At 37.2% G+C, this 13,237-nt stretch carries 10 protein-coding genes; all 10 read right to left on the minus strand.

The annotated features are described in order from the left end of the window. Nucleotides 1-151 precede the first annotated feature (151 nt). A complete protein-coding gene (locus GSA01S_RS01605) occupies nucleotides 152-1,915 on the minus strand; it encodes an ABC transporter ATP-binding protein (RefSeq protein WP_066124187.1) in 1,764 nt (587 codons plus the stop codon). Nucleotides 1,916-1,930: 15 nt separating this feature from the next. Next, entirely contained in the window at nucleotides 1,931-3,667 is a 1,737-nt protein-coding gene (locus GSA01S_RS01610) for an ABC transporter ATP-binding protein (RefSeq protein ID WP_066124189.1), read from the minus strand. A 671-nt stretch (nucleotides 3,668-4,338) separates the two neighbouring features. Next, a complete protein-coding gene (locus GSA01S_RS01615; protein ID WP_066124191.1) occupies nucleotides 4,339-5,517 on the minus strand; it encodes an acetyl-CoA C-acetyltransferase in 1,179 nt (392 codons plus the stop codon). 102 nt (nucleotides 5,518-5,619) lie between these two features. After that, the gene (gene fadE / locus GSA01S_RS01620) at nucleotides 5,620-6,831 is read right to left on the minus strand and encodes an acyl-CoA dehydrogenase FadE (protein WP_066124193.1); all 1,212 of its coding nucleotides are present in this window, start codon (nucleotides 6,829-6,831) and stop codon (nucleotides 5,620-5,622) included. 315 nt (nucleotides 6,832-7,146) lie between these two features. Next, complete coding sequence (locus GSA01S_RS01625) at nucleotides 7,147-8,019, minus strand: YtnP family quorum-quenching lactonase (RefSeq protein WP_066124196.1); 873 nt, start codon at nucleotides 8,017-8,019, stop codon at nucleotides 7,147-7,149. 176 nt (nucleotides 8,020-8,195) lie between these two features. Continuing rightward, nucleotides 8,196-9,080 (minus strand): DMT family transporter, encoded by an 885-nt coding sequence (locus GSA01S_RS01630; RefSeq protein WP_066124198.1) that lies wholly within the window; start codon nucleotides 9,078-9,080, stop codon nucleotides 8,196-8,198. 97 nt (nucleotides 9,081-9,177) lie between these two features. Further along, nucleotides 9,178-9,639: an SsrA-binding protein SmpB gene (gene smpB, locus GSA01S_RS01635; protein WP_066124200.1), complete on the minus strand. Its 462-nt coding sequence runs from the start codon at nucleotides 9,637-9,639 to the stop codon at nucleotides 9,178-9,180. A gap of 14 nt (nucleotides 9,640-9,653) precedes the next feature. After that, entirely contained in the window at nucleotides 9,654-12,017 is a 2,364-nt protein-coding gene (gene rnr, locus GSA01S_RS01640) for a ribonuclease R (RefSeq protein ID WP_066124202.1), read from the minus strand. A gap of 27 nt (nucleotides 12,018-12,044) precedes the next feature. Further along, nucleotides 12,045-12,794: an alpha/beta hydrolase gene (locus GSA01S_RS01645; RefSeq protein WP_066124203.1), complete on the minus strand. Its 750-nt coding sequence runs from the start codon at nucleotides 12,792-12,794 to the stop codon at nucleotides 12,045-12,047. 106 nt (nucleotides 12,795-12,900) lie between these two features. Beyond that, on the minus strand, nucleotides 12,901-13,134 hold the full coding sequence (gene secG, locus GSA01S_RS01650) for a preprotein translocase subunit SecG (protein ID WP_066124205.1): 234 nt from the start codon (nucleotides 13,132-13,134) through the stop codon (nucleotides 12,901-12,903). Between the last annotated feature and the right edge of the window lie 103 nt (nucleotides 13,135-13,237).

The following is a 13,237-nucleotide window of genomic DNA, read 5'->3' on the forward strand; positions in this document are numbered from 1 at the left end:
AACAATAAAAAAAGCTATCAAAATCCTTCCAATACACGAAGTATTTGAAATTCATTTGATAGCTTTGTCGCTATATGTTACGAAGGTTAGACATAAACTTTTTAAAAGCTATCTAGTCATACCTCTAGTTTTAAATCAAGAGTGACCTTCTTTATTTCGCAAATTGACTTTGATACAATTCGTAATAAAATCCTTTTTGATCTAATAAACTTTGATGGTTCCCTTGTTCAATAATTTGACCATCCTTCATCACTAAAATACGGTCAGCTTCTTGAATCGTTGAAAGTCGATGGGCAATAACAAAACTTGTCCGTCCTTTCATTAAACGAGCCATCGCTTTTTGAATCAGTTGCTCTAAACGTGTATCGACTGAACTGGTTGCTTCATCTAAAATCAAGATTTTTGGATTCGATAATAACGCACGGGCGATGGTTAATAATTGTTTTTGTCCTAATGAAATATTACTTGATTCTTGATTCATTAGCATTTGATAACCACCCGGTAAAGTACGGATAAAATGATCGACATTGGCTGCTTTAGCTGCTGCTACAATTTCTTCATCGGTCGCATCGAGATTACCGAAGCGCAGGTTTTCATTAATGGTTGCTTCATATAACCAAGCATCTTGTAAAACCATACCGAATTGTTGACGATATTCTTGTCTTGGTAAATCGCGAATATCAATGCCATCTACTTTGATAGAACCCTTCGTGACATCATAGAATCTCATTAACAAGTTAATCATCGTTGTTTTACCAGCACCAGTTGGCCCGACAATCGCCACCATTTCTCCGGGTTGCACTTCCACATTGAAGTTTTGAATTAAGGGCTGCTCTGGATTATATGCAAAGGACACATTGTCGAATTGCACATGCCCTGTTAAAGGTTTGGTTAAATGTTGAGTGACTTCTGACACTTCTTCCTCTTCATCTAACACTTCAAAAATACGATCAAGGGCCGCTTTAGCACTTTGTAATGGACCCGATAATTGGGTAATCGTTTGAATCGGTTGGTTAACTTGCCATACATATTGTACAAAAGCTTGTAAGTTACCAATCGTTAATTTACCCGCCATTACCATTTGCCCACCAAAGAAGGCTAATAATAAATAAGTAATATGAGAGACTACGCTGACAAAAGGCACCATTAAAGAAGAAATAAAACTTGCTTTAAAACCAGTTTGTTCTAAGTCATCTGTAATTCGTTGAAAATCTTCACGTGCATTATCTTCACGACCATATAATTTAATGACATTAAAGCCAGAGAAATTCTCTTGAATATAACCATTCATTTCTCCTAAGATTTTAGCTTGTCGTTTGAAATAAGGTTGTGATTTTTTCAAAATTGCTTGCGCTACAAAATAGGAAATAGGCATACTAATAAAAATGATGGTACCTAATAAAGGATTTAAAATTAACATCATCACAATAACAAGCACAATACTTAAAATCGCATTAATGATTTGTAAAACACTTTGTTGTAAGGCATTGGATACAGACTCAACGTCATTCGTTAAACGTCCTAATAAATCACCAAATGAGTGACCATCAATATACGAAACGGGCAGTTTATTTAATTTCGCATTTAAATCGCGACGAATATCATGCATCGCTCCTTGTACTGCTTCCGTAATATAGTAGTTAGAACCATAAGTGGTTGTTTGCCATAATAACCCTCTAAAGAAGTAAATGACTAACCAGATTAGGATAAAACGATAGTTAATCCCTGCAACTGGAACGCCTTGCATCATTTCTGTGACATTTTGAGTAATCTCCGTCATAATCAAACCTAATACATAAGGTTCTAGCACATTCATAATGGCTGCAAATACTGTATAAAATAAAGATAAAAATACCGCAGAGCGATAGTGTTTCAAATAATCCCACGCTCTTAAAAAGACATTACGTTGTTTCATTTATATCGCTCCTTTCTATTCTTCTGTCATTGACTGTTGATTCAATTGCGAATTGGCAATTTCTCGATAAATCTGATTTGTTTTTAATAATTCTTCGTGAGTGCCTCGTCCGACAATTTCCCCTTTATCTAAGACAATGATTTGATCCGCATTCATAATCGTGCCGACTCTTTGTGCAACGATTAATACGGTTGATTCTTTCGTAACTTCTTTTAAGCGACGTCTTAATTCCGCATCAGTACGGTAATCCAAAGCTGAAAAACTATCATCAAAGATAAAGATTTCCGGTTGTTTCACCACCGCTCTAGCAATCGAAAGACGTTGTTTTTGCCCTCCTGAAAGGTTAACACCACCTTCAGAAAGATGTGTTTGGAATCGCTCTTGAGTTCGTTTAATAAAGTCACTTGCTTGCGATACATCACTGGCTTTTTCTAATTCTTTATCAGTCGCGTTATATTTACCATAACGTAAGTTCTCACCGATTGTTCCCGTAAATAATAAAGCTTTTTGCGGTATGAAACCAATTTTTTGACGCAATGCTTTCAAATTATAATCGCGAACATCAACGCCATCTACTAATATTCTTCCTAAACTAACATCAAAGAAACGTGGAATTAACTGAACGAGTGTCGATTTCCCGCTACCGGTACTCCCAATAAAGGCAATGGTTTCACCCGGTTTGGTTTTGAAACTAATATTATGTAGGACTGGACTTTCAGTTTCACCAGGATATGCAAAGGTTACATTATCAAATTCTAAGTAGCCTCTTTGTTCAGTCTCAGTGATACCATTTGGATTTGGATCAATCGAAATTGGTAAGTCTAAAATTTCTTGTAGACGACTAGCTGAAACAGCTGTACGTGGGTACATCATAAATAAGTTTGCGAATAGCATAAAGGAGAATAAGGCATGGAAGGCATATTCAATGAATGCTACTAAATCCCCTACTTGTAAACTGCCTTGTTCAATCGGTTTTAAGGCAAACCACATAATTAAGACAATAATCCAAATTAAAACATGGGTAAATAAACTTGGAGCTAAGCCTAATAATTTAAAAAGTTTTTTAGAAGTATCGGCATAAGTTGTATTTTGAGTTTCAAAACGCTCTTCTTGATATTCTTCACGAGCGAAAGCACGAATGACTCGTAGCCCCGTTAAGTTTTCTCTGGCATATTGATTAACACGATCTAACGTAGCTTGTTGTTTTTCCGATAAAGGACGCGTTTTAACCGCAATCCAATAGATAGAATAACCTATGATAGGAATCGCGAATAATAATAACCAAGCTAATGAAGGACTGGTAATTAAAATCATCACCATACTAAAGAACATCATTAAGGGGGTAACGACACCCATTCTTAAAGACATATCGGCGAATTGCATTAATACAAAGGCATCACTTGAAACACGAGTGACTAAGGATGAAACACCGATTTGTTCATATTCATGGTGGGAATATTGTTGAATTTTATCAAATAAATCATTACGCATTTCCTTAATCATTAAGGTCGTTAATTTACTAGAAGCATATGATAAGATGATGCGCCCGAAGAGTCCGGCAATGATTAAGATAAACATCATCAAAGCCCAAAAATAAAGTCTTTCTTGATTCTTAGGCAAAATGCCTTCATCAATCATACGTGCAAGGATAGTTGGTAAACCTAAGTTTATCGCCACAAAAAAAATAGCCCCAAGGCCATCCAATGCAAGCAGTTTTGGATATTTTTTTAAATAACTAAAAATATATTTCATCTTGTTTTTCTTCCCCTTTCTTTTCTTTACTTTTCAATAGTAAACATTTTTTAAAATAAAATCAAATACAAAGTTTAAGATTACGTTTTCAAATCATGGGTTTTGGATAGTGCTTCTTGATAGTGCTTTTTGATAGTACTTTTTTAAAGTGCTGCTGAATGATACTGTTTGATGATACGATTTGATGGTGATATTTAAAGGAACTGCTTGAAAATGGTATTTCGTGCAATCATTATTTTAGAACAATCAATGATTAAAGTTTGGTCGCTAGCATTGCTGTGTAAATGACACCTGCCAGCCTCTCTTATATTCTAATTAAATATAAGTAGGAAATTTTTAGGCACTAACATTTTCTCCCATAAAATTCCTGTCGATGCCTGCTCCTATAGGAAAGGTAGAATTAGCACGATAGCTTCATCTAAATAATAGGAAAAACTCTAGCAAAACCGAATTAAGGCGTTGCTAGAGTCATTCATATTAGCATCACAATTGCTACAAGGTGTTGGGGGTCAACGATAGCTAGTGGGAAGTAACATCTTCCACCAACTATTGCAGATTGAACAGACTATTCTTAAATACTCTCATCAACTGCCAAATTTCGAAGGTAATTCCATTCACTTGGAGAATCCCAACGTTTTAGCCTTGTAACAATGTAATCTCTATTTTTGATTTCATCGACCGACAATCAACGAGATGCCTTGGCCACCACCGATACAAAGGGTAGCCAAACCATTTTTAGCGTCACGTTTCATCATTTCATGGATTAAAGTTACTAAAACACGCGTTCCGCTCGCACCGATTGGGTGTCCTAATGCGATGGCACCACCGTTAACATTCACGATTTCTGGATTTAATTGTAATTGATCAGTTACCGCAATGGCTTGAGTAGCAAAGGCTTCATTGGCTTCAACTAATTCCAAATCCTCTACTGATAAATTAGCTTTACGCAAAGCTTTTTCGGTTGCGGGGATTGGACCAAGTCCCATATAGTCTGGATCCACTCCAGCCGTAGCATACGATTTAATGGTTGCCAATGGTGTCAGGTTTAAGTGCTCAGCTTTTTCCTTCGACATCATCACGACTATCGCTGCACCGTCATTCAATCCAGAAGCATTTCCAGCTGTAACACTGCCCTCTTTTTTAAAAGCGGGGCTTAATTTTGCTAAGTCCGCTTTGGTCGTATCTGGGCGGACCCCTTCATCCGTTGCAATAATGATTGGGTCGCCTTTTCTTTGCGGAATTGAAATAGGGACAATTTCTTCTTTAAAACGCTCTGCCTCAATAGCCTTAGCCGCTTTTTGTTGGCTTGAAACCGCAAATTCATCTTGTTTTTCGCGACTAATTTGATATTTTTCAGCAATATTTTCAGCGGTAATTCCCATGTGTTCTTGGCTAAAAGCATCGGTTAAACCATCACTGAGCATCATATCGATGGATTGGCGATGTCCGATTCTTCCTCCCCATCTCGCTGATAAATCTAAATAAGGGGCTTGTGACATATTTTCAGTTCCCCCTGCAATGACGATTTCACTGTCTCCTAACAAAATGGACTGTGCACCTAAAATAACGGATTTTAATCCCGATCCACATACTTTATTCACCACATAAGCATTAGTTGTTTCTGATAATCCTGATTTGATGGCAATTTGACGGGCAATGTTTTGTCCTAAGCCAGCACCTAGTACATTTCCCATAATCACTTCATCCACTGCATCCACCGGTAAATTTAATTGGTTAATAGCCGTTTGTACTAGCTTGGTCCCTAATTGAACGGCGTCTATATTTTTAAAAACCCCACCAAACTTGCCAATTGGGGTTCTGATGGCAGAAACGATCACGACTTCTGTCATTGAATACCTCCTTACTTCACTTTCTTGTTATTTAACTATCATAATCTTTTCGAGCTGTTTTGTAAAATTTTATAGAACAATCATTTAAATTAATGAACGATCTTAGACAAAGGCGCCGATGCCGGTTAATTCTCGTGCGACGATCATTGCATTAATTTCATGAGTTCCTTCATAGGTATAAATCGCTTCTGCATCGGTAAAGAATCTGGCCACTTCGGTTTCGTAAGTTATGCCATTACCTCCACAAACTTCTCTAGCAAGTGCAACCGTCTCACGCATGACTAGGGCATTATGCATCTTAGCCAAGGATGAATTTTTCATCTCGTGGATGCCTTTTTCTTGAAGGTTCGCTACACGTGTTGAATAACTAATCGCTGCTACGACATTTGCTTGCATACGCGCTAATTTTTCTTGGACTAATTGGAAACTTGCTAATTTACGCCCGAATTGTTCACGGGTCGTTGTTAACTTAAGGGCTGCATTAAAGGCACCAGCCGCTGTTCCCATTGCGATATGAGCGACATCAGTCCTTGTATGGATAAAGATTTTCGCCACATCACCATAGCCATTAATATGCTCTAAGCGATCTGCATCAGGTACTTTAACATCTTTTAAGGTAATATGTCCATTATTCACCAATCTCAAACCGATTTTATGTTGAATATCTTCAACACTTAAACCGGGGGCATCTCCTGGTACGATGAAGCATTTTATTTTCTTCGTTTCGGTATCACGGGCAAAGATGGGAATAAAATCAGCGGTTTTGGCTCCCCCAATCCACCGTTTCTCACCATTTAAAATCCATTCATCTCCAACTTTTTCAGCTGTTGTGGCTAATCCACCTGCAATATCAGAACCATGATCCGGTTCAGTTAACCCAAAACAAGTTTGAGCTGTAAATTCACGAATAGCTGTTCCATATCGTTCGCGTTGGGCTTCATTAGCCCCAATTAATATCGTATTATACCCTAACCCTCCATGAACGGTAAAAAAGGTCGCCACCGAAGGATCAAAACGGGCCATTTCTAAATATAAAAAGGCATTATAAATTTCACGTACACGCCATTTCTCGTCACGGCCCTCAAAAAGACTTGGATGATCCATAATCCGAGCATTGCGAAAAGCCGTCAAGATTTCCTGACGTGGTAATTGCGCTTTTTCATAGCATTTAATTAAAATTGGACGTACGCGTTCTTCTAATTCGATTCTTAAATGTTGTAGCACTTTTAATTCGCCTAAAGTTAAAGCTGCGGCTTCATTATAGATATCTTCAGGATATAATAATTTTGCTAGTTCTTCCACTGATTGGGTCATAATCAACACTCCTTATTTTAAACGCTTTCATTATCTAATTTAATATTACCCGATTAAAGAATGTCCGTCTAATAGCTTTTAATCATAAAAACGATAAGTTGAGCTTATTGTTTAAGAAGATGCGTTTATAATTGCGTAGACTCTTTTTGCTTATGTTTGTGTCAACTTATTTTCCATGTTTGTGTCCACTTATCTACCCATATTTACGTCAACATGTTAGCACCAAAAAAGAGTAGACAGTTAATGAAAATCATCTCCATGACTCTCTTTGTCTACTCTATTGATGCTTAATTTTTGGTCCAGTTGCTACTTAGTCTATTCAAACCATGGGATGTAATTTGGCATATTTCGTCTTGCCGATTTGATAATGTTCTTGCCTTGAGTATCCCATTGTACCCAGCGATAATAGGCGTCGTGATAAAAAGTAAAGATCGTTTGCTTTTGATAAGCCTTTTTCAAAATGGCCTCTTTTTCAAAGATAGAAGTCATCGGATAATCATCGTATGCTAAAACCCATAGCGGATTTTGATGAGCATGAGTTGGCATCAAATCTGCCATATGAATGATTTGTTGTTGGCCATCAGTTAAAATAACCACTGCATGGCCATTACTATGTCCGCCCGTATGTTGCATTTTAATCGCATCATTAATGACCAATTCTTGGTTAAATGTCTCCACTTGTGAGACAATTGCTTGCCAATCTTGTTCAAAATAAGTGCTCTTTGAACGGATATTCGGATGTTGTGCTTCATCCCATTCGATGGCCGATACATATATTTTAGCATTGGGAAAGCGTGAAACCAGTTCGCCTTTATTATTCGGTATGGTTAATCCTCCAATATGATCAAAATGTAAATGCGTCATTAATAGACCATCAATATCGTCTACTGTTAGACCTAGCTCAGCTAAACTCGTTTCGAGTTGTGGCTCTGACCATATACCATAATTGCGTTTTTGCTTATCGGTTAATTTTCCATTACCAACACTCGCATCGATTAAATAGTTTTGCCCTTCATGTTGTATTAAGATGGGATCAGTTGCTAATTCGATCTGGTTCTTATCATTGCAGGGATATTTTTTAGACCATAAAGGTTTCGGGACAACCCCAAACATGGCGCCTCCGTCTAAAGCTGTTTGACCTCCATCTAACCAGGTTAAGGTCATATTGTTAAGTTTTAATTGATCCATAATTTCACCTTTTTCTTTTTACACTAACACCTATTGTAAGCATTTGCAAGCGCATAATATTAAATCAACAATAATCAAGCTTCAAATGATTCTCACTCATCTTAATAGGAAAAAATCCCTTTGCTGGCTACTTCCTTACTTCTGTTTTAACAGGAAAAAATCACAAGGATGACTACTTACTTCCTTACTTCTGCTTTAAGCGGAAGCTTTACTTTAAGTAACTCATTGACAGCGGTCGAACCTAAGATGAGTAACATCCCGACTATTTGTAAATGAGTCATCGGTTGGTTTAAAAAGATGTATGACAAAATAATAGCTGTTACAGGGTCAACATAAGTTAAAAGCGAAGCGGTTTGTGATGGCAAACGATCGAAAGAGTCAAATAGCCATACATACACAAAGCCAGTATGTAATGCGCCGATCACTAAGATCAAAATAACAGTCTGTAAATCCATTTTGATACTTGTGAGTCCACTCGTCTGACTGACATATCCAATCATGACGACTGCGGCAATGGCCAGTTGCACAAAAGTTTTAACCATTACATCTAAGTTTTTAACTAATTTATTACAAATCATAATCGTCGCATATAAAACTGCGGCCACTAAACCATAAAAGATGCCCTTTAGATGATTGGGGCTAGCACCATTTAATCCACCAGAAATAAAGACGACGCCCACTACTGCTAACAAGGTTAAGCCAATTTGCCCCTTTGTCAAATGTTCTTTAAATACTAATGGAGATAATAATATAATCATTACTGGCGCCATATAATAGCATAAAGTCGCAATCGAAACGGTGGTCCATTTATAGGCTTCAAAAAGAAAAATCCAATTAAATCCCATCGCAAAACCAGTAATTAATAGCCAGAGCCAATTTTGACGGATTGCCTGCCAATCAAAAACAATCCCTTTATAATGAATCCATCCTAAAATAAACAATGACCCAATGATTGCCCTAAACATCGCAATCGTAGCAGATGGTAAGGCAATGTAATGAACAAATAAACCAATACTTCCTACCACCATCATAGCAAAAATCAATTTCAAACGTTGTGACATCTACCTTACCTCCTTGTAAAAAAAGAACTGAGATAATTCCATTTGATTAATTTCAAATGAGAATAAGATTAACTCAGTTCTAATAATATAGTCTATTTTATCTGTTTTTTAACGCGCGGTCAATATCTCGTTTAGCTTGTTGTTCTTTTAAGGCATGACGTTTATCATATTTGTTCTTACCACGAGCTAAGCCAAACAATAATTTAGCTCGTCCTCTGACAAGATATACTTTTAATGGGATTAAGGTCATTCCCATTAGTTTTACTTGTTGAGACATCTTAATAATTTCTGCTTTATGTAATAATAATTTACGGTCTCGTAATGGATCGTGATTAAAAATATTTCCATGATCATATTCACTTACATGGGCATTTTTTAACCAAGCTTCACCTTGATGAATCGAGACATAAGCATCTTGAATATTCATCTTGCCTTTACGGATAGACTTAATTTCCGTCCCTTTTAATACTAGACCTGCTTCGTAAGTCTCAATGATTTCATAGTCATGACGAGCCTTACGATTTTGCGCTAATGGCTTATCCTTTCCAGGTTGTGCCATCGACTCCACCTACCTTATCTACCTCGCTTACGAATCTTAAAAGATTTTTTCGCTGAAGATTTATCAGCTTTCTTTTTAGAGTTTTTACGCTTTGAATAAGCTTTCTCTTTTCCACTTGCTCGTTGAAAATCTTTTTTCGATTTTGGGCGATTATTTTTATCTTTTTTGCCTTTTTGTTTCGGTAAACTAATGGGCCTCATGCCTTCCATGGGCTCCGCTTTAATTAATTTAAAATCAATATTACGTTCATCCATATCGACCGCCATTACTTCAATGATCACTTTTTGACCAATGCGATAAATATTGCCACGATTACGTCCCATTAATACCATATGTTGAGGATTAAATTCATAATAGTCATCGTCTAAATCTTTTAAGGAAATTAAGCCTTCAATTGTATTTGGTAATTGAACGAAAATACCAAATGATGTAATCGAGCTAATCATCCCTTCGTATTGTTCTCCGACTTTGTCCATCATATATTCTGTTTTCTTCAGTGCATCGGTTTCGCGTTCAGCATCTACTGCCCGTCGTTCCATTTTTGAAGCATGTTCGGCAATGCCTGGTAATTTATCTTCTAATTTTTCAATTTCCTTGGCACTTGGTTGATTGACTAAATAACGATGGATTAAGCGATGAACCATTAAATCTGGATAACGACGGATTGGCGAAGTAAAATGTGTATAGTCTTCAGCCGCTAATCCAAAATGTCCAGCTGGTAAATCACTATATTTGGCTTGTTGCATACTGCGTAACATCATCGTTGACACCACTTGTTCAAAGGGCTCCCCTTCAACCGCTTTAAGTGCCTGTTGTAATTGACGTGGTTCTATTTGCGCTACATTCCCTCTTAAAACCATCCCAAAACTGGTCACAAATTCCGCAAAGCGCAACATTTTTTCTTCTTTGGGTTGTTCATGAATACGATAAACAAAAGGTAATTGACGCTTCGTATATTCGTAAGCCACCGTCTCATTGGCACATAACATAAAGGATTCAATTAATTTTTCACCTGTATACCGGGCTCTTAATTGAATATCAAGTGGGTGACCCTCTTCATCTACAATAATTTTAGCTTCTGGCGCATCAAAATTCAATGCTCCGCGATTGGTTCTTTTCGCTTCTAAAATATGATGCAACTCCGCCATTTCTTGTACCATTTCACTGATTTCGCTAAACTCGCGATTGGTTACATCATCGCCATCGATCATTTTATTGACCGCATCATAAGTCATTCGATAGGATGAATTAATGACGCTTGGATAAATCTCATAGTCGATGACTTCTCCACGGGTGTCTACTTTCATGTCGCAAGTTAACGTTAGACGGTCCTCATTGGCATGTAAGGAACAGATACCATTAGAAAGACGTTGCGGTAACATTGGCACCACACGGTCTGTTAAATAAACACTGGTTCCACGTTCAAAAGCTTCACGGTCAATGGCCGAGCCTTCTTTTACATAATGCGAAACATCAGCGATATGGACACCTAATTGGAAAGTACCATCGTCATTTTTCTCTAATGATATCGCATCATCTAAGTCTTTCGCATCCGCCCCATCGATGGTGATAATTAATTCATTTCTTAAATCACGACGCCCTTCTAAATCTTTAGGATCAATTTCTTGTGGAACCGCATCTGCTTCTGCCATCACATTTTCAGGGAATTCATGCGGAATTCCAAACTGAAACAGAATGGCTAAAATATCTACACCTGGTGCGTCACGATGACCTATCTCTTTCGATACTAAACCAGTTAAAAGATTAGGGTTATCGCTTGTGGGATATTCTTTAATCTTAATAATACAAATCGTATGATCTGCCGGATGAATCCCTTCAGGCAAGACCATTATTTTGACCTCTTCGCCATATTCACCTTGAGGTACAATATAACCTAAATAACCGGTCTGTTCACGTTCATCTTGATTATAACTATAAAATTCACCCACCATTTGTTTGGTTACTCTTTCAATGACTTTCGTAACCATCGCTTCCGAGCCTTTGCCCGTTTCGGGGTCAACTCGTTTTATAATTTGTGCTTCGACGATATCGCCATTCATCGCTGCCCCCGTATTGGTTGGTGGGACAAATAAATCTGGTTCGCCTTCTTCATAAGTAATAAAACCAAATCCTTTGTTATTGGCGCGGAATGTTCCTGTTATTAAATTATGAGACGTTTGTATGGATCTGAATTTATTGCCATTGATCATTTCCACTTCTTTAATGTGTTGTAAAAAAGTAATGGCTTTAACGAGCTTTTTGTATTTCTTGACCCCTTGCATCTTAAATTCAGTTGCTAGTTGGTTAATTGTAAAGCCTGTTCCTTTATTGGCTCTAAAAAATGCTAAAAGTTCTTGTTCAAAACTTGTTAATGACATCGTGAGCCTCCTCTCTCATTTTAAATTTTATCTTTGGATAAAGGCTAATAGGGATTGTTCAAACGCAGAGCGTTCTCGATTGGTAGTGATGACATGAGTGTTATGTTCAAACCATTGGAAATCAACTTCTTGCGCGCCGGTTAATGCGTCTCTCACTAAATACGCATCTTCTGGATTAATCATTTCATCTTCGCCTGATTGAGCAAGATAAAAGCGACTGGTAATTTGTGATAATTCCATATAAAAAGACATCGCAAAATAAGAAATCGACTCAATTTGTTCACGATAAAGACTCATTATACGGCCCTTTTCCACTTGATACTCATCTAAGCGATTTTGCTTCTCATATAAATGACGTGCATATTGTTCGAAGAAATAACCAACATCAATTTGTTGAGCAGTAAAAACGGGAGAATTAAACACGCCACCCGCTAAATTAGCTTGATGGTTTTCGGTTAATAAACGTGTCGCAAAGATTCCTCCTAGCGACAAACCAAATACGAATAATCGTTCATATTGACGCCCTTGCATATAATGTAATGCTGCTTGTGCTTGTTCCCACCATTGATCGGGATGAGCTTCTAAAATATCGTAAATATCATCCGTACCATGCCCTTTAAAAGTGGGACATAACACTTCAATGCCCGCTCTTTGTAAAAATCGTGCCGTAGATAAAAAATCATTCGGCGATCCTGTATAGGCATGAAATAAAATAACACCTGTAGTCGCTCCTTCAACTTGATAAAAACGACTGTTTTCTATGATTGTTTCACTCATCTTTCACACTCCTACTCCTTTTTATTGTACATTATTTACTATTTCACTGCAAAAAAAGAAACTATGACAAACGCATAAAATAAGGGTTTATCATAGTTCAAAAATCTTATTTAGCTGATAAATAGGCCAACGCAAGGGCTAAAGCAAAGAACACAAAACCTAGAACAGATGTCGCTTTAATTAAGAAAGCTTCGAAGCCACGCGCTTTTTGTCTTCCTTGTTGATCAGCGCCACCACCGGTTAATGTACTGGCAGCGTTACTTTTGGCTGGTTGTAAAACTACTAATAAAATCAGTAAAACTGCTACCACCATCAATGCGATTAATAATGCATTATACAAAGGTATTACCTCCTCTTGAAGATTCCATTAATAATCTTACCATACAATGATTTAAATTGCTATGATTCTAAATCAAATCTAATAGAAAAAAATAAAAAGTAGG

The sequence above is a fragment of the Globicatella sanguinis NBRC 15551 genome (genome assembly GCF_001552295.1).
Taxonomy (GTDB): domain Bacteria; phylum Bacillota; class Bacilli; order Lactobacillales; family Aerococcaceae; genus Globicatella; species Globicatella sanguinis.

Coding starts and splice junctions, on each gene's coding strand:
- GSA01S_RS01610 (WP_066124189.1), bottom strand. CDS start 3,667: ATGAAATATATTTTTAGTTATTTAAAAAAATATCCAAAACTGCTTGCA.
- rnr (WP_066124202.1), bottom strand. CDS start 12,017: ATGTCATTAACAAGTTTTGAACAAGAACTTTTAGCATTTTTTAGAGCC.
- GSA01S_RS01630 (WP_066124198.1), bottom strand. CDS start 9,080: ATGTCACAACGTTTGAAATTGATTTTTGCTATGATGGTGGTAGGAAGT.
- fadE (WP_066124193.1), bottom strand. CDS start 6,831: ATGACCCAATCAGTGGAAGAACTAGCAAAATTATTATATCCTGAAGAT.
- smpB (WP_066124200.1), bottom strand. CDS start 9,639: ATGGCACAACCTGGAAAGGATAAGCCATTAGCGCAAAATCGTAAGGCT.
- GSA01S_RS01615 (WP_066124191.1), bottom strand. CDS start 5,517: ATGACAGAAGTCGTGATCGTTTCTGCCATCAGAACCCCAATTGGCAAG.
- GSA01S_RS01605 (WP_066124187.1), bottom strand. CDS start 1,915: ATGAAACAACGTAATGTCTTTTTAAGAGCGTGGGATTATTTGAAACAC.
- GSA01S_RS01645 (WP_066124203.1), bottom strand. CDS start 12,794: ATGAGTGAAACAATCATAGAAAACAGTCGTTTTTATCAAGTTGAAGGA.
- GSA01S_RS01625 (WP_066124196.1), bottom strand. CDS start 8,019: ATGGATCAATTAAAACTTAACAATATGACCTTAACCTGGTTAGATGGA.